The following is a 22,140-nucleotide window of genomic DNA, read 5'->3' on the forward strand; positions in this document are numbered from 1 at the left end:
CATGCCGCAAAAGAGACAAAAACGAAATCGAGGCTCAGTCCTCATCAGCAGCATCATCGTCCTTGGCCTCTTGGCCGTGGGAACCGCTTCATATGTGACCCACGCCACGCAATCGGTCCGGACTTCCGCTCGGCAAACCCTCGACGTCACGGCGAGCCACTTGTGCGAAGCAGGCACCCAGTCGGTTCTCCGGCAGTTGTGGCGACCTTTCAAGGTCGATCAGGACTTTGCGGAGATGGACTCGATGTGCTCGGGCGCAAGCCAGGACTCGCCAGTAGCAAGCAACGTCGGTTCGATTGACAACGTAGGCAAGTTCTCGGCTGGCATTATCAGCTACACCACCCCGAACGGCAACACGTATGCGCGTGAAGTCGTGGTCCGGTCTGTTGGTTACTTCGACGCGAACAACAACAATCGTCTGGATGCCGGTGAGGCTCGCAAGGTCGTTGATGTTACGGCGCGCTACGAGCTAGCTCGCAGTCAGGTGTTTGACTACACGTACTTCGTTAACAACTACGGGTGGATGGACGGCTTTGGACCCAACGATCTTATCGTCAATGGCGACATGCGTGCGAACGGAAACTTCCAGTTCCTGAACGGCTCGCCGACGGTGAACGGCTCTGTCTACGCTTCGGTGAATGACAAGCTCGTGCCTGCCGCGGTCGGACTCATCAATACAGGCCCGGTCAAGTGGGCCAACTCGACGTATGCGACCCGCGCAGCGACCGATGCTCGGATGCGTCCCAGTTACTCTGAGGCTTTGGTTGGGGCGATTGGATCGGCGACGCACCAACAGTGGCAGGACTTCGTCTTCAACTCGACCGCTTCGGTCGCAAACGGCCGCTTTGGCGGTGCGCTCTTGGGTGATGCTGCGGGCTACCGCGGGTGGGATCGGACGAGCACTAGCGCCACCGCCACGAACACCGTGCTTGATTCGACTTCCACGAAGGAAGTCGTCATGCCCGACTTGAACGACCTGGAGTACTACAAGACCCAGAGCAACAGCTACAGCAACAAGAAGACCGCATTCAAGGACGGGACCGCGAACCCGAACGCCAACCAAGGTGCGTACGTCGAGACCTGGAGCTCCAGTCAAAACAAGTACGTGCGACTGTCAACAAACGGCGTCATCACCGGCTCGGCGATCCTCGTCGGTACGACCGACAAGCCGATCAAGATCAACGGCCCGGTCACGATCACTCAGGATGCGGTGATCAAAGGGACCGTCGAAGGTCAAGGAACCATTTACACCGGCCGGAATGTGCACATCGTCGGCTCGATCACGTACAAGAACCCGCCGGATTTCCGCGGAACGAACATGACGTCCATTGACAACAGCAATGAGAAAAGGGACTTCTTGGGGCTGGCGGCTCGGTCTTCCGTTATCTTTGGCAACCCGAAGACGTTTGCAAATCCGTACCCGCTGAAGTACATGACGCCGCCCTTCACGAAAGACCGGTACGACGAAGCTGGCAATCTGATCCCTGCTTACGACGCAACCAAGAGGGACTCGACCGGAACCCTGCTTTACAAGAGCGTCCTGGGCGACTCGGCTCTAGATTCCATCAGCTCCGGCATTAACCAAGTCGACGCCGTTATCTACACGAATTTCGTGGGCGGCGGCAACCTGGGCTCGGGCGGCGGTGGAGTCAAGTTCAATGGAACGATCATTTCACGGGACGAAGCCATGGTTATCTGGAGCTTGCCGGTTATTCAGAACTACGACAACCGTATCCGCGAGCGCCAGCTGACTCAGCAGCCACTCATCGACTTGATGCTGCCCCGCAGCCCGATCTTGCTCCGCAGCACTTGGCGTGACCGCGGATTTAGCAGCGGAGACTAACCATGAACTCACTACACCGAGTCCTCGTCTTGGCATCCCTTGTTGGTTGCAGCGTGACCGCGATGGGCTGGAACAAGGATAAGCCGTCTGACGTTGACGTGATCCCTGAAGCCAGCCAGGAGCGGCTCGCCCAGGAACAGGCTATGAACCAAACCGTTGGTGAAGTCGGAGTTGTGCCCAAACGAATCGAGGCACGCCCCGATGTGCCATGGACAACAGACAATGACGGCGATGGCGCGAGCGACGTCGCCAACGCAAACGTCCAGGCAGCCGAGACCCTCAAGGTCGCGGCAAAGCCCGTCGCAAAGCCCAAATCTACTCCTACGCCTTGGTTTGCCGGGCTGCTGCTCGCGGCCGGGGTCGGCGCGGCGGTCAGCTTGAAGCGGTACGCGGACCGAAACATGCCGTCCTATGATGCGGTCAAGCTCGCCGCAAAGCGAAAGTCGAAGAAGGACTCGAACTAGGCATCGCACGCCAACCGTCCCACATCGCAGCGGTAACCTCTCGCCAAGGGCCACCGTCTAAGCAAGGTGTAGTGGTGTCGCGTGCAATGAATTCGATATCGTCCGCGAAGTTCGATGAGGATACGATTCTCATCGAAGGGTTTCTTGCGGGCGATTCTGAATGTTTCGAGCGACTTTACCAACGCTACTATCCGAAGGTCCAGGTGATTGCCCACGGCATCCTCCTGAATGCCGAAGACACGGAAGATTCCGTTCAGGAGATCTTCACCGCGGCATACCGCGGGCTGGCCAAGTTTGACGGTCGGTCTCAGTTCGCCACTTGGCTCTATCGCATCGCGGTCAATCGCGCGATCCAGTACAAGCGCAAGCTACGTCACCGCGCCCACGACGTGGAGCTGCGCGAAGACAGCGCGACCACTACCGAACAATTTGTCACCTCCACGGACCCCAGAATCGCCTTTGCTCTGGGCCAGCTCAGCCGCGATGACCGTGCGGTTCTGGGACTTTACTACTGGCAAGAGCAGAGCCTGGCAGAGATCGCGTTCAGCCTCGGCTGCAATGAGAACGCTGCCAAAACACGCCTGTTCCGCGCCCGCGAGCGGTTTGCCAAGCACTACCGGGGATGGGGCTCATGAGCATCTCTCCCAACGACGAGTTGATGTGGCTCATCGCCGAGAACGAGAATGACGAGGCGATTGAGGCGTTTGCCCTTCGTTACCCCTCGGACCGCGCCGAACTGATGCGGAGGGTCAACCTTGTCCGAGGACTTCGTACAGCCAGTCCTGAGGAACCGCTCAGTGCAGGCCGCCCCTTCCGCCCGAACGTCGAGCCACGATTCACCCAGCCCCGCTATGCAGTTACGGCGGGATTCGCGATGGCGCTCTGCCTCATCGGTTTTGCCGCGTTCTACGGTGCAAAGAGGGTGAGCCAACCCGCAATGTCGCCCGTCGTGGTGCAACCCGCCGAGCAGCGCCCGATGGTGACAATCCCTGCGCCCGAGGAATCGGGGCCAGTCTCACACGAATCGCTGGAGCCGGGCTCGGTGCCCCCGGTCGGCGAGGCGCAAAAAGTCGATCCAGCGCAGAAGTTGATCTTTCTGAGATCGGAACCGAAACCGCTTTCGCGCCTACTGGCGGAGATCCAACGTCAGTCGGGCCTCATCATCGAGATCGCCCCTGGAACCGAGGACGACCTGATCGCAGCGAACTATGAGGGCGTCCCGGCAATGGATGTGTTACGGGCGCTGGGCTTGCAGTTCGGGTTTACACCGCTGGAGCAAGAGCCCGGACACGTGCTCATCGTGCCTGCACTTCCCAGCACACCCGCCGCTGACCCGCACGTAGGTGACCTCGATCTGCGAGATCGCTGAAGGAAAATTAGTACTGGTGCCGAACATTAATCCTTGAGGGTCGGCGGACGCCTGCCCCGAGGGACTATGCCGCATACAGAGAGAAGCTCAGACGTTCAAGAAGTTCACGGCGAGCACGCGCTGGAATTTGGGATCGGCGGACTGGTCGCGGTCCTGCTCGGCGCGCTGTTCATTTACTACCAGGGAACACTCTTTGTGCTGGGCATTCTGCTTGCCGTCGGGGGTACAGCTTCTTTAGGATACGCGATCTACTGCTACCAACAGATCAAGAAGGTGCCCAGCTTCAGCATCGCATGCCCGTACTGTCACGGCAAGAATGTATTCACGGAGGAGCCGCAGGAGGACGAAACCTGCGTCCAATGTCATCGGCTCATGCCCATCGTGAAGGGTCGCCTGCTGCGCGTTTCCCAGGTTCGATGCGGTTTTTGCGGGACGCTCAACTACTACAGCGAGAAGAGCGTGGGTTTGCTTTGCGAGGAGTGCGACCGCGAGATCCCGATCGCGGTGAGCGATGGGATGGCGACCGAGGCAACCCACAAGTTCGCGGCCAAGACCGATGATAAGCGTTACGAGCTAATCTTGACCGAAACGGGTCATAAGAACGAACAGCTCATCCAACATCTGCAACATCTTCTTGCACTAAACCGTAATCAGGTCAAGGACATGATCGCTGCCGTGCCGTGCACGCTGCTGACCAATGTTCCAAGAATGAAAGCGGAACTTGTACAGAAAGATTTAGCGAAGTTTGAGGGGAAAACCGACATCATCGAGCTTTCGCGCATGAACTAGGCACGAGGCGCTCGGAACAGGCGACGTCAGAGCCCGGTAAATGCCCCTCTTTTGAGCCTGTTCGGGTTCATTTTTGGCCCAAACACGGGTATCATTCGCCCGATTGATCGGGGTTTCGTGCTCGAAGCTCCGATCGACTACACACTTGGGGGTCGTTTTCCACTCATGTCTTGGATTATCAACCGAATCCGAAGCAAGGCTTCTGCGGCAAGTCCTCGCATGCTAGCAATGTTGCTGGCAATCGTTGCGATGATGGTGCCGACCATGGCCTTTGCGGCGGGCGGTGAGAACGTTCGACTTTCGTTCACATCGCAGGATAAGATTTATCTCTTCATTTCGCTCGGCCTTGGCGTCATCGCCATTGCCGTCGCACTCATACTTCGCAGCTCTCTCATGGCGCAGTCGCGCGGTGACGAGAAGATGGTCGAAGTCGGCGACGCCATTCAGGCCGGTGCCATGGCGTACCTTCGCCAGCAGGTTGCCACGATGTCGATCTTCGTGGTGATCATCGGCTTGGTACTGTTTGGCGCGCACTACAAGGATTACGGCCCAACCATGGCCGGGTTCCTGGGATTGAGCTTCGTGGCGGGCGTTGCCGCGTCGTACATCGCAGGTTACATGGGGATGGTTATGGCCGTCGGCGCGAACACGCGCACTGCCCACGCAGGCCTTACGAGCTACGCGCTCGCTCTGCGAACGGCCTTCCGGTCGGGTGCAGTTGCAGGTCTGTTCACGGTCGGCATGGGCCTTATTGGCGCAACTTTGATCTTCCTCTTCGCCGAAGCCGATGCGATGAAGCTCTTGGTGGGCTTTGGGTTCGGCGGCTCGTTGGCTGCACTGTTCATGCGCGTTGGTGGCGGTATCTTTACCAAGGCTGCGGACGTTGGAGCTGACCTGGTTGGCAAGGTCGAAGCTGGCATCCCTGAGGATGACCCGCGCAACCCGGCAACGATTGCTGACAACGTCGGCGACAACGTCGGTGACTGTGCAGGTATGGCCGCGGACGTTTTCGAATCGTACGAGGTCACGCTCGTCGCCGCCATCATTCTCGGTGCGGCCACGGCGGCAATCTTTGATCAGCAGACTTGGATGAAACTCGTGCTGTTCGCGCTCATGGCGCGCGGCGTTGGCATCCTTGCCTCCATCATCGGCATCTATTCGGTGAAGGGCTCTGACGACATCGACAGCGATCCGCTGAAGGCGATCCGAAAGGGCTTCTACGCATCGGCAGCGATTGCTGCAGTTCTGACCGGCGGACTTGCCTACTTCATGATGGGCGGAATGGGCGGTGCGCCGATTCAGGCCGCCAAGATTGTTACGCAACAGCAGGGTCAGCAGGAACTGTTCGACGTGATCAAGGAAGCTCAGGACCGCATCGCCAGTAAAAAGTACGATGGCGATGTCAAGAAGGTCAAGGGCGAAGATCTGAAGGACGAGAAGTTCTACAAGGATCTGGAACTTGGTCGCGAAGACAAGAAGGGTGTGCTCACCAGCTTCCTCGGCATGGATCGCGAGAAGCGACCAGAAGCGAAGGCGCTTGAAGGATTCGCCCGAGTCAACTACAAGGACACTCAGAACCCTGTTCTGGGCTACGCGGTTCCGAAACCGCAAGAGTCGGCAACACCCGCACCGTCAACAGACTACATCACACTGGGCGAGTTCCTGAAGGCACAGTACGATGAGGCCGGAAAGCCCATTGCCGACAAGCAGCTAAAGGTTTGGGAGATCAAGGTCACCCAGACGACTCCGGCGACTCCGCCGGCGCAGCCGACGACCCAGACTCAAATGGGCAAGTTCGGCCCAATGGACAAGGCGACGCTCGATCGACTGATCAAGCAAGCCACGGAGACCAACAAGAACCTCAAGGTCGAGCCGAGTGGCAAGACTTGGGATGTTCAGATCATGGCCAACACGAAGGGCGATCTCGCGGTCGGGATTGTGAACTTCGACATGAAAGACCAGGTCTCTCCGCTCGGATTCGACGCGAGCTACTACAAGCTCTCGCCCGACGCCGTGAAGAAGGGTACGGAAGAGTCTCAGAAGGCCACTGACGGTTCGGTCGCCCCGCCTGAGGTCAAACGCATGGATACGGTTGGCGCGAAGGTGATCAACGCCGACTGGTGGCGATTCCTCGCGTGTGTACTCTTCGGGCTTCTCATGGCATTTGCCTTCGAGATGCTCACCGACTACTACGTTTCCACGCACCGCAAGCCGGTCCAGGAAGTTGGAAAGATGGCCACCGCAGGCCCAGCCCCGATGATCATTCAGGGTATGAGCTACGGTATGGAATCGAGCGTGTTCTCGGTTCTTGCCATCGTGGTGTCGCTGATGGCGCCGCTCTTCATCTTCCCGCCTGCGCTGTTCGGTGGCTATATCCTTAGCTTCTACGGCATCGCTCTGGTGGGTCTCGGACTCCTCACGACCACGGGTTACATCCTCGCGATGGACACCTTCGGTCCGATCTCGGACAACGCCCAGGGCGTTTTTGAGATGTCAGGAGCTGGCCACGCAAATCCTGAAGCGAGCAAGGGCATTCAGCGCCTTGACGCGGCAGGCAACACGACCAAGGCTCTGACCAAGGGCTTCGCAATCGCCACCGCGGTGGTTGCGGCGGTCGCACTGTTCCACAGCTATGTCGAATCGGCGAAACTTACAGAAGCAGGCATGCGACTTGAAGTGCCCGAGATCTTCCTCGGCCTTCTCATCGGTGGTGCCGCTCCGTACCTGTTCGCTGCGTTCTCGATCAACGCCGTGGGTCGCGCTGCGTTCGACCTCATCAATGAGGTTCGACGGCAGTTCCGCGAAGACAAGGGGATCATGGCTGGCACGTCCAAGCCCGACTACAGCCGCTGCGTGGCGATCGTCACCGCTGCTGCTCAGAAGGAGCTCATGGGCCCTGGCATTCTCGCGATCTTCCTGCCGGTAGCGGTGGCCTTTGGCTTCAGCATCGGCGCGGCACCGCAGTACGTCGGTGGTGTGCAGGTGAATCTCGGTGGCGCACAAGCTCTGGGTGGCTTCTTGGCCGGAACGATCCTTTCGGGTCAGCTGCTGGCTGTGATGCTCGCCAACTCGGGCGGCCTCTGGGATAACGCGAAGAAGCTCATCGAAGACGGCCTGCACGGTGGCAAGGGCACGGAAGCTCACAAGGCTGGCGTTGTCTGCGATACCGTCGGCGACCCGTTCAAGGACACGGCTGGCCCAGCGCTCAACCCGCTGATCAAGGTTATGAACCTGGTCGCGCTGTTGCTCGCTCCGGTCATCATCAAGCCGATGGACCATGCGATCACGATCTCCATCACGGTCGTCGCGGTCCTGGCACTTGCATTCTCCTTCATGTGGTCCAAGCGAGGCTCGCTCAGCGATGGCCTCAAGGGCACGACGGACGAAGCGTAAACGAAGCTCGGAACCCGAGCAACACGCCCCGAAGTTCATCTGGACTTCGGGGCAACTTTTTTGGAGCAGGTCAGAGTAATCCTATGTCGAATCCCCTTCTTGGAGGCGTTCGATGTCAGATATTCGCGATGTTCATGCGCTGAAGCACCTTCGGCTAGAGTTTCTGAAGCGGAAGATCGACACTTCTATGGCTGACCTGCGTGTCTCCCATGGGGTTGCCTACATTCGGGGCACCCTCAAGATGGACTCGGATGGCGCAGGCGATATCCACGACAACGTCAATCATGCCATGCACGCTCTGAAGGGCCGCCAAGAGTTTCGCGACATCGTTCTGGACGCCATCCTGCGGTAAATGTGCCTCCGCGAGTAAGCTCCTAATCAGGCACGGTGCCTGATATGCCGAGCGACCGATTCGAGCAAGAGTTCGTTCAGAAGACCGTTTCCGCGCAACAAGCCATCGCGCGTATCCGAAGCGGGGATCGGGTCTACGTTGGCTCAAACTGCGGGCATCCGGTCACGCTCACCGCCGAACTCGTCAATCATGCCGATCGGCTCAGCGGAGTCGAGGTGGTCCACCTCGCCACCTTTGGTCCCGCCCCATACGTCGAGCCGGGCCTCCGGGAGAGCTTCCGCCACGTTGCGTTCTTCATCGGCCCGAACACGCGTGCAGCCAGCGATGCGGGCCGGGTCGAATACATGCCAGTCTTCCTGAGCGACATCCCTCGACTGTTCAAGTCCGGGCAGCTGGGTCTCGATGTCGCTCTCGTGAGTGTCAGCCCTCCGGACGACCACGGGTTCTGCTCGCTGGGAGTGAGCGTGGACATTGGCTACGCCGCGTGTCGTTCGGCGCGATCGGTGATCGCCGAGGTCAACCCGAACATGCCCCGCACTCTTGGAGACGGGTTCCTGCACGTATCAGAGATTGACGCCTTTGTCGCTGTGGAGACTCCCATCATCGAGTTCTCTTCGAGTACCAGCGATCCGGTGACCGCTCAGATCGGCCGTAACATCGCAGTGATGATCGACGATGGGGCGACGCTGCAGACCGGCATCGGAGCAATCCCAAGCGCGGTTTTGAACGCGCTTGGAGACAAGAACGACCTTGGTATCCACACCGAGCTCTTTGGCGATGAACTGGTCGCGGCCATTGAACGCGGCAACGTGAATTGCAGGCAGAAGACGCTGCACCGTGACCGGGTGGTCGCCACATTTGTATTGGGAACCCGACCCACCTACGATGCGATTCACAACAACCCGTTCTTCTACCTTGCGCCCACCGAGTACGTAAACGACCCGAACGTGATCGCTCGAAATGATCGGATGGTTGCGATCAATGGTGCGTTGGAGGTGGATCTTACCGGCCAAGTCGTCGCCGATAGCATCGGCAGCCGGATCTATAGCGGTATCGGCGGTCAAGTGGATTTCATTCGCGGAGCGTCTCTCAGCAAGGGCGGCAAGCCGATCCTCACCTTGCCCTCAACGGCTCGCGGGGGCGAAGTCAGCCGCATTGTGGCTCAGCTCGCCCCAGGCGCAGGCGTCGTTACCTCGCGCGCCGACGTCCGGTACGTGGTGACCGAGTACGGAGTCGCTTACCTGCATGGCAAGACGCTTCGGCAGCGAGCGCTCGCCCTCATCCGCATCGCCCATCCGAGCTTCCGCGACGCGCTGCTGGCACAGGCAAAGGAGCTCGGTCTAGTGCCCCAAGATCAGCCGTCGGTGGAGGTGAACTACCCCGCCCACTTGGCGCGCGAAATCCATCTTAATGACGGCACCGCGCTGTGGCTACGTCCGATTTTGCCCACCGACGATCAGCTGCTGCGACGGCACTTCCACACGCTCAGCCCCGAGGCGGTGCACCACCGATTCCACCGCGCGATCCGCATGCTCAGCGACCGGGTCGTGAGCGACCTGGTGAACGTCGATTATCAACGGCACATGGCCTTAGTCGCGACGGAGCGCGTGGGGGAGGTCGAGACGATTGTGGCGACAGCGCGCGCTATTTTCAATGACGTCGACATGACTGCCGAACTCGCGTTCGCCATCATCGACCCCTATCGCGGCCGCGGCCTGGGTCGCGTGTTGCTCGCCGCCCTAATCGACCATGCGCGTAGCCAGCGCATCGTCGCACTCAAGGGTTACATCGAGCAGGATAATCGCGCGATGATCCACCTCATGGAGACGTGCGGACTTCCCTACGCCGTGACCCACGAAGAGGACATGAAGGTTTTCACGCTTGAGGTGACGCCGACTCGGAGTGCACCCCAAGTCCCAGCGCCCGACCGATCTGACCTACCAAGTAGAAGCTCCCTGTGACAAGAACCGCGTCGGCGTGACAGGCCCGGGCGGCAGCGCACGCGGCTAAGATCGCTTCCGCATCGTTCGCGACCGTCTCTACTGCGAAGCCAACTTGCTTCAAAGCGTCGGCAGTGACATGGGGCTCCCGCGCCCGGTAGAAGATGATGGGCGGAACGATGATGCTCTCGATGACGCCCCTGAGCGGTGTGTAGAAGGTTCCCAGGTCATGCCCGTCGATCATGTTCGAGATGAGTACCACCGACCGAATCCCTTCTTTTGCGAGCGTCGCGCTCAAGTTCTCTGCCGAGTTCAGATTGTGCGCTCCATCCAAAATGAAGGGCACCCCCGCGTGCTCGGTCCGTTGAAAACGCCCAGGGATGAAGGCGCGGGCCGCACCCCGCGCGAGGGCGGCGGGATCAGAGCCAGCTCCGGACGCCAGCATCGCCGCCACCGCGAGCGCCATGTTTTCCGCCTGCATCATTCCGGTCAGCCCCGGTTTCAGACCGCCGACTTCACCGAAGGGGGTCGCCACCGCATAGCAGTCGCCCGAGAATTCCAACAAGACATCGCGACCCAGCAAGTAAGCCGGTGCTCCCACCGCGTCCGCGCGACGCAGAATCGCCTCGCGCGGCTCCGAGAGCATGGGTCCTACGATCACAGGTACGCCCGGTTTGATAATCCCGGCCTTCTCGGTCGCGATTTCCCCCAGCGTCGAACCCAGAATGCTCATGTGGTCCCAGCCGATGCTGGTGATGACCGAACACCGGGGTGTCACCACATTGGTGGCGTCGAGCCGACCACCCAGACCGACCTCGAGCGCGACCCACCGGGCCTGCATTGCCTTCCAATAGGCAAAGCCGAGCGCGGTCTTGAATTCGAACTCCGTTGGGCCATCGAACTCGGTCTTCTCCAGTGCCTCCGCGACGGGACGGAGCTGAGTCGTGAACCGGGCGAATTCCTCTTCGGAGATATGTTGACGCCCGAGCTGCACCCGCTCGCGGATGTCGTACACGTACGGACTGAAGAACGCACCTGTCACATGGCAATGCTCCACCAGCATGCTTTGGAGCATTGCCGTGACGCTGCCTTTGCCGTTCGTCCCGGCGACGTGTACGAACCTGGGCCCGCGCTCGCCGATCCCTATGGCATCTCCCAAGCCCGCCTGAAACACGAACTCATCCATGCGGTCGAGGCCGAGCCGCCAACCGCGTTTTTCCAGCGATGCAATGTATTGGACCGATTCCGGAAAGTTCATGCTAGACATTCGTTCTACGCGGGATAATGAGCGAATTATGGCGCTCCATCAGATTCCGTGTGAATTGTGCGATCAGCTCATTCTATGTCGCGACGGATCGCACCCGCGCCTCATCTCCGAGATGGAATCTGGCTTCGCCGTGCTTGGGCCATCCCAGTATTTCTACGGTTATTCACTCCTGATATGCAAAGAGCCCGCAACGGAGCTGGACGAGCTTGAGCCGCTCTTCCGCAAGCAATACCTTGACGACATGGCGCGGCTGGCGCAGGCGGTGAGGCTCGCCGTCCGACCGAACAAGCTCAACACCGAGGCCCTGGGGAACGTGTGCCATCACCACCATTGGCACGTCTTCCCGCGGTATCTCAATGAACCGGAGCCCCTGCTGCCGGTGTGGCAGTGCATGCCCACCGAGGACGAGGCTGCAGAGCACTTGTTCGATCGCGTGAGACACGAGGACTTGATCCAGCAGATTAGGCGACGGCTCAGAGATTGAGCTTGGCGGCAACGCGTCGATACGCCTCGCGGAACGAGATCCCTTCCCCCTGGACGAGCGCATAAGCACGCTCGGCAGCATAGAGGTCGGGCGTCATGGCATGGTCGAGCGTCGCGGGATTGAACCTCACGCCTCCGAGCGCATGGGCCGCAATGCTGAGGCACGCCTTGGTCCGGTCGATGCACCGAAAGAGCGGTGCCTTCATCAATTGCAGGTCCCGGAAGTACCCGCTCGACAGCCGCGTCGTGAGCGCTTGGATCGCGGCGAGATCGGCATTGGCCTGCGTCGCATGGGCGCGAATCAGCTCGAAGACGTCGGGGTTGCGCTTCTGAGGCATGATCGATGAACCGGTCGTGAAAGCTGGATCGAGGGTGACAAAGCCGTACTCCGTGGTCGCGAAGAGCACCAGGTCCGATGCCGCACGGCTCAGATCACCCTGCAGTAGCGTGCATGCGAACGCAAACGCCGACTCCGCTTTGCCGCGACTGAGTTGCACCGCGGTTACAGGTTCCTGCGGGCTAGCGAATCCGAGTTCTTCTGCCACCCATACGCGATCGAGTACGAGTCCCGGCGTGCCGTAGCCTGCGGCCGAGCCGAGCGGGCACAGGTTCCACAGTCCGCTGAGCGCATCCAACGTGTCCGCGCTATGCATCAGCTCGGCGGCATGCGCACCTGCCCAATCCGCAACGGTACTGGGCATCGCGCGTTGCAGGTGAGTGTAGCCGGGAATGCTCAGATTGCCCTGGCGCACGACGAGAGCGTTGAACGCGTTTGACGCGGCGGCGGCCAGGTTGCGCATCTCCTCCGCTTCAGCGCGCAGGTAAAGCCGCATCGCAGTCAGCACTTGATCGTTGCGCGAGCGGCCGAGGTGGATCCGCTGGCCCAGGTCACCCAGCCGCATGGTCAGGTGCGCTTCAATGGCTGTGTGACAATCCTCTTGCTGGGGAAGAATCGACCACTGCCCTTGTGCGTGTTCTGCCGCTAGATCGCTCAGTGCTACTGCCAACCGCTCGGCGTCTTCCGTGCTGAGGTAGCCACACCGTGCGAGCATGCGGGCGTGGGCAACACTTGCGGTGCAATCGTGCCCGACGAGCCGCGCGTCCAGGGTCACGTCGTCACCTACGGTGAACTCCAGAACCGCGGCGTCCACCGCGGTCCCCTTCTCCCACAGGCGACTCATGAAGCCACCTCTGCGAACCGGTCGATCAGTGCGGAATAGAAGCGCGCCCCATCGAGAAGCTCGCTCTCAAGGACGAACTCGTCGGCGGAGTGCGACCGGGCTGAGACCCCTGGGCCCACCTTGATCGTGGGGACGTCTTGGAAGAAAACTTGATCGCTCATCGTTTGGCTCGCGAAAGTCCGGCGGTCCGGTGCGGCTTGCTGCGCAGCTCTGACAATTGCCGCATCGGGTGGACACGCATATGGCAAGAGCCGAGTCGAACGTGGTTCGATCTCACCTTCGACCAGCGAGCTCAAATAGTCCACCAGCGCCCCGTGCTCTATGCCCGGCGAGGTTCGAATATCTAGCGTCGCCGAGGCTTGGCCGGGGACCTGATTGGAAACCTCTGCGCCCCGTAGCATGGTGACTTGGAGGGTCGTTGGACCAAGCTCGGGGTGCGGAGATCCCAGGTTTGCGCTCTTTAGGGCGACGAGGTCACGCGCAAGTTGCCAACCCGGCGAATCGATGCCCAAGGAGTCGGCATTGGCGGCGTGGCAGGCAGTGCCACGGGCGATCAGGTTCAAGATCATGAGCCCCTTTTGCGCAGTTCCGATGTGGAGATCGGTGGGCTCACCCACCACGACGCCGTTGGGTCGCCAGCCCAGTTCGTCGCGCAGCCAGGGCCAAGCGACTTCGGTCCCCAGCCCGCCGGTCTCTTCGTCGCCGACAAGCATGAGGACGACCTCGCAGGGTCCTCCGGACTCGTGGGCCCGCAAGAAGGCAGCGATCATTGCGGCGACGCTGGCCTTCGTGTCGTTGCTGCCCAGACCATAGACCCGCCCGTCCTCTTGAGCCGGATCCCACGGATCGCGCGTCCAGCTAGAGTTTGGGGGCACGGTGTCGAGGTGTGAGTTTAAAAGCAACCGCTGGCCGCGACCAGTCCGCGCGATGACGTTGTGATGCAGGCGGTGCACCTCGACTCCTGCGCTGCTCAGAAACTCGGACACGAAGTCAGCGATCTCACCTTCTTCATGCGAAACGCTGGGGATTCGGACCAGGTCCCGGTGGAGTTGCAGCAGCTGCGCTTCGGTCATAGGAGGTCACACTCAGTAAGGCTGATGAGCGTGCCGCACCCCTCGTTTGTGAAGAGCTCGGTCAAGATCGAATCGGGGTACCCAAATCCGATGACGTGGACCCGATCGACGCCACCCTTCAGCGCCGAATGAATCGCGGACGATTTGGGCAACATGCCTCCCGACAACTTTCCAGACTCGATCAGGGCTTCGAGCTCGGTGAGCGCCAGCTGCGAAATCAGCGTAGTCGGGTCGCCAAACGTCTCCAGAATCCCTTCCGCCCCCGTGAGCATGATGAGTTTGGAAGCTCCGATCGCAACGGCGATCGCTGCTGCGACGGTGTCGGCGTTGATGTTCAGAGGCTCGCCGTTGGCGTCGGCCGCAAGAGGGCTTACGATCGGGAGATGACCACGATCCAAGAGTGATTCCAGGACTTTGGTATCGATCCCGACGATCTCGCCGACATGCCCAAAGTCGATGGGGACTTTGCTGCGCGGCTCAGCTTGGATGAGCCCCGAGTCGATGCCAGAGAGGCCGACCGCATCCACTCCCAGCTTGCGGCAGGCTCCGAGCAGCGTCGCTTGAACTTCCCCGTTGAGCGCCAAGATCGAGACCTGCAGCATCTCGCGACTGGTTGCTCGACGACCCTCCACGAAGGTGTACTCGACCCCCAGCCGCTTTGCCAGTTCGTTTGCTTGGGTTCCACCGCCATGGACGAATACGACGCGAACTCCCAGATCGTGCAGGACTTGCAGTTGCTCCAGGACCCGGAGCGCCTCTTCTTGCGTGCGTAGCCCTTCCCCGCCGCACTTGACGACAAAGGTCTGGCCGCGGTGGTGCCGCAGATAGGGAATCGCGTGCCTGAGCGATGCGACGGGGCTAGGATGCTCCATTGTTCTTCTCCATGAGGTGGGTCATGATCGCCTTCTGCACGTGCAGCCGATTTGCAGCTTGGGCCAGCACGATGCTGCGCGGCCCATCGAGCACTTCGTCGGCGACTTTCACATTGCGCCTTACCGGGAGGCAGTGCATAAATTTTGCGTTGGGGCGTGCCGATTCGAACCATGATTCGGCCACGCACCAATCGCGAAGGTGGGACCGGGCGGCGAGTTCGGCATCAGGATGGCCGTACAGGTCGGGGCGGCACCACGACTTGCAATACAAGACGTGGGCACCATCAAGCGCAACGACCCGATCGTCGGTAGTCTGTACTCTGGTGTAGGCGCGGGCTTCGACCAGGATCTGATCCGGCAGGTCGTATCCAGCCGGACGCAGCACGGTGACGTGCATGCCACGCCGGGCAGCCATCATGAGCGCGGCGCGTGGGACGGCATACGGGAGCGGTTTGGGATGGTACGCCCAACTCAAGACAAATTTGCCGTCACGAGGGACGTCGATGTCATCGAGCGTTTTCCAGTCGGCGAGGGCTTGGCATGGGTGGTCTGACGCCGATTCCATGTTGATGACGGGCTTTGGGGACAGGTCGGCGATCTGCCGCATCAGTCCGTCAGCCAGATCCTCGCTGAGCGACTGCTGCTTCGCAAAGCAGCGCACGCCGAGCAGGTCACAATACTGCGCAAGCACCGGAATCGCCTCGCGCAGGTGTTCTTGTTCCGCGCCATCCATAACGATACCGTCGCGGGTCTCCAGTTGCCACGAGCCCGAGCCCGGCTGGATCACGAACGATCCGCCGCCAAGCTGCGCCACCCCCGACTGAATCGAGGCGAGTGTGCGCAAGCTTGGGTTCATGAAGAGCAAGCCAACGACCTTGCCCGCCAGCGGCCTTGCATCGGGATGGGTCTTCAAATAGTCCGAAAGCCGAAGAAGCATCTCGGTCTGATCGCTCGCTAAATCCGTGAGGGAGAGATAGTTCCTCATGCTGGCACCTTGCGAAGCGCCGCTAAGAAAGTATCGACCGCGGCGTCATCGATGACCAAGGGAGGTAGCAGGCGCACAACGTTGGGGTCCTTGGCATCGCCAGTGATGAAACCGGCATCGAGCAACTCGGCCCGGACATCTCGGCTCGGGCGGATGGTGTGCAGTCCGATGAGTAGGCCCCGCCCAGAAACGCTGCGGACCACGCCGCCTCTGGTTTCTGTCATCAGTCGTTGGCTGATCCGATTCACATTCGCAAGGAACGCAGGCCGACTCACCGCCTTGATCGTGATATCCATCGCGGCACACGCCATGGGCCCGCCGCCGAAGGTAGTACCGTAGCTTCCTTTCGGCAAGTCTTTGCAAAGCTCGGAACCTGCACAGGTCGCCCCAATCGGGAATCCGCCCGCGAGCCCTTTGGCAGCCGTGAGAATGTCAGGGATGACTCTCAGCGCTTCGATCGCGAAGAAGGTTCCGCAACGACCCGCGCCGGTCTGGACTTCGTCGGCGATCATGAGTGCACCCGTTTCCGTGCAGCGCCGCCGTGCAGCCTGAACGAACTCGGTGCTCAGTGTCCTGGCCCCCGCGACCCCTTGGACTGGCTCGAAAATGAACGCCGCCGTCTGGTCGGTGACCGCGCTCTCCAGCCCATCAAGATCTTCGGGCTCAAGCCAGTCGACTTCGAAAGGTCGATTCGGAAACCCGTACCAGCTGGTCGATCCGTCGGTGATGGCGGCCGCCGCCGCGGTTCTGCCGTGAAATGCTCCGCGCAGAGCCGTCACGCGTAGGCGCTGCGTATGGGTCAGCGCAAGCCTCAGGGCATTCTCGTTGGCCTCCGCGCCCGAGTTCACCAAGAGCACGTGGTCCACGCCGCTAGGCAGTTGCCCAACCAGCCGTTCGACTGCGCGCGTGCGGACCGGCACTTCAATCGCATTGGATTGAAACACAAGGTCCTTTGCCTGCGCGGAGATGGCCTGGCTCAGACCGGCATGACTGTAGCCTAGCGAAGCCACCGCGTGGCCGCCGTAAAAGTCGATGTACTCGCGACCGTGCCCGTCGCGCACGGTGACGCCGCAACCGGAGACCAACTCTGGACCGATGCGTGTGTAGACGGGGAACTCCATGGTCAGATCCAGCCCGGCACGGGGTGCATCAGCCCTGCCGCTTGGTCCAGGCCGCAGAGCCGATTCATCCACTGCACAGCGCCGCCAGCCGCACCCTTCACCAGGTTGTCGATGACCGAGGTCAGCACCAACTGTTGCCCCTGGACGGCTACCCCGATGTGGCAGCGATTCGATCCCGCGATCTCCTTGACGCTAGGCATGCGTGTACCGACCTGCACGAACGGAGTTGCCGAATAGAACTCTTGGAGCTGCTGGACGATTTCCTCAGCGGAATGTGGTCGGTGGAGCTGGGCAAAGACGGTTGCATGGATACCGCGCGCGAACGGACCGGAATGCGGAACGAACGCCAAAGTCGGAGTCGTGCCGAAACGCGCGGCGATCATCGTCATTTCCGCTTGGTGCCGGTGGCGCAATGGCTCGTAGGACCACAAAGCGCTTTGGCGTTCGGGATGGTGCGTACCGGCGCGGGGTTGCCGACCGGCTCCGGTACTACCGGTGACTGCGCTCACCGCGTAGTTCGGGACCGTGAGTTCGAGCGCTTGGAGCGGAGCCAAGGCGAGCACGACCGTGGTGGTGAAGCAACCTGGATGGGCGATGTAAGCATCGGGAGTCTCCTTCTGCAGGTCCGGACAGGCGCAGATGAAACGGTGCATCAGACCCTTGGCCCCGTGCTCTTTGCCATAGATCGCTTCGTACTGGTCGGCCCCCGGGTAACGGAAGTCTGCTGACATATCCACCACGCGAACGGCATCGCCGGAGCCCTTCAGCAGGTCGTCCAGCGCGGCGGCCGTCTCCCCGTGAGGGAGCGCTGAGAAGACCGCAAGCTGACGCTTGGAGGCGATCAGCTCCTTCGCGACCGACAGATCGCTGAACGCCAAATCGCGAGCTGCGCCCGCCAGGTGGGGGAACTGCTCGTCCACCCGCTGATCTGCGTGCGTGGTCGAGATGACCGCCTCGATCCGGAAGTTCGGATGGCCCAGCAGCAGGCGCATGACCTCGGCAGCGACATAGCCGCTCCCTCCAAGGACGAGAGTGGGAATCGTTTTAGATAGCACGGGCAAGCTCCATTCGGTTGATCACAGCGTTGGCAAGTTCGGCCGGATTCTGGCGGGCGTTGACCCCGCTGATCCCGGTCTCGCGGGTGAGGATTTTGGTGCCGGACTCATTGTCAGTGGCGGGCCCGGTGATGACGTGCGGGCACAGATCGTAACGAGCTTGGAGCAGTTCGACTCCGCCCCATGCTCCCACGGGATCGCCCGCGGCGAGGACGGTCCCTCGGAACGCCTTGCGCAACGACGGATCGGCAAGGATTGAATCGACCCCGTATTCGCCGAGCAGACCGTCGCCCAGCTCGAGCACAATCACGTCCGGTCGATCCGCGGCGAGGCGGTTCAGCATTGTTCGCGCACTCCCCAATCCGTTCGATCGGCTGGTTGTGACGATGCCGAGGTCGGTGAAGATCATCGTGCGCGATGCACCCGCATCCTCCATTGCGAGGATGTCGCGCCGCAGGCTGACCCCGGTTGCTTTCGCTGCCATCACGTTCAAGCCCCGGCGGACGAACTGTTGGATGATCGCGAGACACGCCTCCGTTTTGCCCGAGTTCATGCACGTGCCGATCACTCCGATGATCGGGACTTCGCCGACATCGAGCCCTTCATCGAGTGGCCCTACGACTCGGGCTATATTGGCGGGCACGCCCTTGCGGCTTTGGAGTACGGGAAACTCTAAGACTTGGCCAAGCACTTCGCACTCGAACGGTTTCCCGACTGCCGGGGAGTACGCCGTGCACGTGCCGAGAACGCCTCCAAGGTTTAAGAGCTGGATCGTATCGCCGACAGCCAAGCTACTCGGGATTACCCCGGCATAGCCGAGCAGCGCATTGCGGTGGCCTAGCGCACCGGCGATGACGTCGCCGGCCTTGAGGGTGGACATGCGACCCGACGGTAGCTCAAGTTGGTTGTACGAAGACTTGTTGTTGAGGATGCGCACCGCTAGGACGTCCCCCTCGTTACAGTGTATGTCCGAGCCTAGCCGGGCGTCGCGTCGCAGGGTGCAGTTGCGCGTCACCGAGGCGATCTTGTCCAGGACGACCGCTTTCACGCTTTCTCTCCCGCTCGGGCGTGCAGCACGCTTGAGAGTCCAAACAGTCGTGAGAAGCCAAGCGCCTCGGCGGGGGTCCACTCACCTACCGCCTCACCGTACACTGCGCGCGATGCGGCATGAAGCGAATACGGCGACTGAACTCCCTCGACCATGAAGCTCCCCGTGCGGAGCCGCACAGCGACTTCACCGGTCACTCGCTGCTGGCTGGAGGTGAGCAACGACTCAATGTCTCGGCACGCCGGATCGCACGCCAACCCTTCGTGAATCCAATCGCCGTACATGGCCGACACCGCATCTTTGGCTTGGATCTGTCGCTTCGTCAAAACGAGCTTCTCGAGCTCCCGGTGCGCCGCGATGAGGATCGTCGCGGCCGGGGCCTCGAACGCGACGCGCCCCTTGATTCCAAGGATGGTCTCGCCGAGATGGATCCCCCGCCCGATGCCGTATGACCCACCGAGAGTATTCAGCTCGGTGATGCAGATCACCGGTTCGAGCTCGTCCCCGTCGAGTGCAACCGGTGTACCGTCTCTGAATCCGATCTTGATGAGGCGAGAGGGCATCGGATGGTCGAAGGCGTTTCGGGTCCAGAGCCACTGCGACTCCGGGATCGACTCGGCGGTACCGGTCGTCTCTTTGCCACCGATGGTGACGCCCCAGAGCCCCGCATTGACCGAGTACTGTGCCTTCTCTGGCACCGGATAGCCGAGCTTCTCCAGGTCCTCGATCTGTTCAGCTCGGCTGGGAGCGAGGTCTCGCACCGGAGCGATCACGTTCAGCTCGCTCGCGACGCTACGCAGCGTAATCTCAAACCGGACCTGGTCGTTCCCCGCGGCAGTGCAGCCATGGGCGACCGCCTCGCACCCTTTCGCAACCGCGACCCTAGCGACTTCTTGCGCCTGTAGGTTGCGCTCCGCGCCCACGCACAGCGGGTAGGTGCCACCGCGTAAAACGTTCCCAGCGATCAACAGGCGCAACGTATCAGCATAGTATGCATTTGACGCATCAATATGCACATGATCGATTGCCCCGAGTTGTTTGGAGAGTTCGGCAAATGCGGTTGCATCCGCTTGCCCGTCACCGGTCACATCGACGGTCACGGTGACAATTTCGTAGCCTGAATCAAGCAGCTTCGGGATGCACCACCGCGTATCGAGCCCGCCGGAGAAGGCGAGCGCGACACGCGGTCGAGGATCAGCAGAGCCAAGATTCATAGCGCATATTATTGCACATTGATCATAAGTATGCAAGTCCCACTTGCTTGAATGTTACGGCGCTTGATGGAAGGGATAGCGGTAGTCGGTCGGCGGATTGTACGTTTCCTTGATCGTCCGCGCGCTCAGCCAGCGGTACAGATTGAGGGCCGATCCCGCCTTATCGTTTGTGCCGCTCGCCCGCGCCCCACCAAACGGCTGTTGGCCCACGACCGCGCCGGTTGGCTTATCGTTGATGTAGAAGTTGCCCGCGGAGTTCCTCAGCCGCGCGACTGCTCGATCCACCGCGTCTCGATCCTGACTGAGGACCGCGCCGGTGAGGGCGTACGGTGAAGTCGAATCGACCAGGTTCATCGCGCCTTCGAAATCGTTCTCGGGGTAGGTGGTCATCGTCAGAACCGGTCCGAAGATTTCTTCGCACATGGTCGTCGATTTGGGATCGGTGGTTTCGATCAGGGTCGGTTCGACGAAGTATCCCTCCGACTTGTCGGCACCGCCTCCTTGTAGGATCGTCGCACTCGGGTTGGCACGTTCGCCGTCGATGTACCGAACAATGTTGTCGAACGACTTCTCATCGATGACCGCGTTGACGAAGTTCGAAAAGTCATCGACCGGCCCCATCTTGAGCGTCTTCATGTCCGCGACTAATCGGTCCTTCACCGCACCAGCGAGGTTACTAGGGAGGTAGGCGCGACTTGCCGCAGAGCACTTTTGCCCCTGATACTCATATGCCCCGCGCAGGAGCGCGGTTGCAACGACGGCGGGGTCAGCGGATGGGTGCACCAGGACGAAATCCTTGCCGCCCGTCTCCCCGACGATACGCGGGTAGCTCTTGTACCGGCCAACATTCGACCCGATCGACGCCCACATAGAGTTGAAAACGCCGGTCGAGCCGGTGAAGTGGACGCCGGCGAAGTCGCGATGGGCAAAGCAGACTTCCCCTACGGTCGGTCCGTTAGCGGTCACGAGATTGATGACTCCCGGAGGCAGCCCCGCCTCGAAGAGGATCTGCATGAAAACGTGCGCACTGTAGACCTGGGTGTTCGCTGGCTTCCACACGACGACGTTCCCGCACAGCGCAGCCGAGGTCGGCAGATTGCCTCCAATCGCCGAGAAGTTGAAAGGAGTGACCGCGAGGACAAACCCTTCCAGTGGGCGGTACTCCATACGGTTGTGCATGCCCGCGCCCGAGATCGGTTGCTGGCGATAGATCTCGTCGAGGAAGTGGACGTTGAATCGCAAGAAGTCGATGATCTCACAGGCGGAGTCGATCTCGGCCTGGTAGGCGTTCTTGCTTTGGCCAAGCATCGTTGCGCCATTCAGGTGCATGCGATACTTGGTCGCAATGAGGTCGGCGGCCCGGAGGAAGATGTTGGCTCGATTCTCCCAACTCAGCGATGCCCAGTGCTCGCGCGCGGCGAGCGCCGCATCGATCGCCGCTTGAACATTGGCGGCGCTACCCGCGTGAAAGTGGCCTAGCGTGTGCGCGATTTTGTGCGGCTGGACGATGGCTTTCAGGTCGCCGGTACGTACTTCGGCTCCACCGATGAACATCGGAATATCGACCGATTCAGATTGAAATGCGGCCAGCTGCGCCTTTAGCCTTGCGCGTTCGGGCGAGTTTGGTGCGTACTGCAGGACCGGCTCATTGACAGGTAGCGGGTAGGTGAAATTGCCCCAGTTCATGCCTT

The 22,140-nt window shown here is 60.8% G+C and carries 19 protein-coding genes and 1 pseudogene; 10 read left to right on the forward strand and 10 right to left on the reverse strand.

Features of this window, described 5'->3' with window-relative positions; all coding sequences use genetic code 11:
• Position 1 precedes the first annotated feature (1 nt).
• The 9 genes and pseudogenes from JNM85_07975 to JNM85_08015 all read left to right on the forward strand — a co-directional run bounded on the left by JNM85_07975 (position 2) and on the right by JNM85_08015 (position 10,171).
• Positions 2-1,843 carry a hypothetical protein gene (locus tag JNM85_07975; protein MBL8087989.1) on the forward strand — a complete coding sequence of 614 codons (1,842 nt, stop codon included), beginning with the start codon at positions 2-4 and terminating at the stop codon, positions 1,841-1,843.
• A gap of 2 nt (positions 1,844-1,845) precedes the next feature.
• Positions 1,846-2,307 (forward strand): hypothetical protein, encoded by a 462-nt coding sequence (locus JNM85_07980; protein MBL8087990.1) that lies wholly within the window; start codon positions 1,846-1,848, stop codon positions 2,305-2,307.
• A gap of 86 nt (positions 2,308-2,393) precedes the next feature.
• Positions 2,394-2,942, forward strand: coding sequence for an RNA polymerase sigma factor (locus JNM85_07985; GenBank protein ID MBL8087991.1), 549 nt, complete (start codon positions 2,394-2,396; stop codon positions 2,940-2,942).
• A complete protein-coding gene (locus JNM85_07990) occupies positions 2,939-3,676 on the forward strand; it encodes a hypothetical protein (GenBank protein ID MBL8087992.1) in 738 nt (245 codons plus the stop codon). The genes JNM85_07985 and JNM85_07990 overlap by 4 nt, the downstream gene beginning before the upstream one ends.
• Positions 3,677-3,742: 66 nt before the next feature.
• The gene (locus JNM85_07995) at positions 3,743-4,465 is read left to right on the forward strand and encodes a hypothetical protein (protein MBL8087993.1); all 723 of its coding nucleotides are present in this window, start codon (positions 3,743-3,745) and stop codon (positions 4,463-4,465) included.
• A 219-nt stretch (positions 4,466-4,684) separates the two neighbouring features.
• Positions 4,685-5,692 (forward strand): annotated as a pseudogene (locus JNM85_08000) (sodium/proton-translocating pyrophosphatase).
• A 42-nt stretch (positions 5,693-5,734) separates the two neighbouring features.
• Complete coding sequence (locus tag JNM85_08005) at positions 5,735-7,858, forward strand: sodium/proton-translocating pyrophosphatase (protein ID MBL8087994.1); 2,124 nt, start codon at positions 5,735-5,737, stop codon at positions 7,856-7,858.
• 112 nt (positions 7,859-7,970) lie between these two features.
• Entirely contained in the window at positions 7,971-8,210 is a 240-nt protein-coding gene (locus JNM85_08010; GenBank protein MBL8087995.1) for a hypothetical protein, read from the forward strand.
• A gap of 35 nt (positions 8,211-8,245) precedes the next feature.
• Positions 8,246-10,171, forward strand: coding sequence for a GNAT family N-acetyltransferase (locus JNM85_08015; GenBank protein MBL8087996.1), 1,926 nt, complete (start codon positions 8,246-8,248; stop codon positions 10,169-10,171).
• Here the strand turns inward: JNM85_08015 and JNM85_08020 are convergent.
• Entirely contained in the window at positions 10,086-11,408 is a 1,323-nt protein-coding gene (locus JNM85_08020; GenBank protein ID MBL8087997.1) for a hypothetical protein, read from the reverse strand. The two genes, JNM85_08015 and JNM85_08020, sit on opposite strands and share 86 nt — an antisense overlap.
• Before the next feature lie 37 nt (positions 11,409-11,445).
• Here JNM85_08020 and JNM85_08025 point away from each other — a divergent pair, with 37 nt between their 5' ends.
• Positions 11,446-11,901: an HIT family protein gene (locus JNM85_08025; GenBank protein ID MBL8087998.1), complete on the forward strand. Its 456-nt coding sequence runs from the start codon at positions 11,446-11,448 to the stop codon at positions 11,899-11,901.
• On the opposite strand, the gene argH is transcribed toward JNM85_08025, so the two are convergent.
• The 9 genes from argH to pruA are packed head-to-tail and all read right to left on the reverse strand — an operon-like array spanning position 11,891 to position 22,135.
• Positions 11,891-13,081, reverse strand: a complete 1,191-nt coding sequence (gene argH, locus JNM85_08030) for an argininosuccinate lyase (GenBank protein MBL8087999.1) — start codon at positions 13,079-13,081, stop codon at positions 11,891-11,893. The genes JNM85_08025 and argH overlap by 11 nt on opposite strands.
• Positions 13,078-14,154, reverse strand: a complete 1,077-nt coding sequence (locus tag JNM85_08035) for a M20/M25/M40 family metallo-hydrolase (GenBank protein ID MBL8088000.1) — start codon at positions 14,152-14,154, stop codon at positions 13,078-13,080. The genes argH and JNM85_08035 overlap by 4 nt, the downstream gene beginning before the upstream one ends.
• Positions 14,151-15,026: an acetylglutamate kinase gene (argB, locus tag JNM85_08040; GenBank protein MBL8088001.1), complete on the reverse strand. Its 876-nt coding sequence runs from the start codon at positions 15,024-15,026 to the stop codon at positions 14,151-14,153. Before argB ends, JNM85_08035 begins: the two co-directional genes overlap by 4 nt.
• Positions 15,013-16,011 carry an N-acetylornithine carbamoyltransferase gene (locus JNM85_08045; protein ID MBL8088002.1) on the reverse strand — a complete coding sequence of 333 codons (999 nt, stop codon included), beginning with the start codon at positions 16,009-16,011 and terminating at the stop codon, positions 15,013-15,015. The genes argB and JNM85_08045 overlap by 14 nt, the downstream gene beginning before the upstream one ends.
• The gene (locus JNM85_08050; protein MBL8088003.1) at positions 16,008-17,132 is read right to left on the reverse strand and encodes an aspartate aminotransferase family protein; all 1,125 of its coding nucleotides are present in this window, start codon (positions 17,130-17,132) and stop codon (positions 16,008-16,010) included. The genes JNM85_08045 and JNM85_08050 overlap by 4 nt, the downstream gene beginning before the upstream one ends.
• Positions 17,133-17,134: 2 nt before the next feature.
• A complete protein-coding gene (gene argC, locus JNM85_08055) occupies positions 17,135-18,187 on the reverse strand; it encodes an N-acetyl-gamma-glutamyl-phosphate reductase (GenBank protein MBL8088004.1) in 1,053 nt (350 codons plus the stop codon).
• Positions 18,177-19,235: a hypothetical protein gene (locus JNM85_08060; protein ID MBL8088005.1), complete on the reverse strand. Its 1,059-nt coding sequence runs from the start codon at positions 19,233-19,235 to the stop codon at positions 18,177-18,179. The genes argC and JNM85_08060 overlap by 11 nt, the downstream gene beginning before the upstream one ends.
• On the reverse strand, positions 19,232-20,449 hold the full coding sequence (gene argG, locus JNM85_08065; protein ID MBL8088006.1) for an argininosuccinate synthase: 1,218 nt from the start codon (positions 20,447-20,449) through the stop codon (positions 19,232-19,234). The genes JNM85_08060 and argG overlap by 4 nt, the downstream gene beginning before the upstream one ends.
• A 54-nt stretch (positions 20,450-20,503) precedes the next feature.
• Positions 20,504-22,135 (reverse strand): L-glutamate gamma-semialdehyde dehydrogenase, encoded by a 1,632-nt coding sequence (gene pruA / locus JNM85_08070; GenBank protein ID MBL8088007.1) that lies wholly within the window; start codon positions 22,133-22,135, stop codon positions 20,504-20,506.
• Positions 22,136-22,140: the final 5 nt, after the last annotated feature.

The sequence above is a fragment of the Chthonomonas sp. genome (assembly GCA_016788115.1).
Lineage (GTDB): Bacteria > Armatimonadota > Fimbriimonadia > Fimbriimonadales > Fimbriimonadaceae > UBA2391.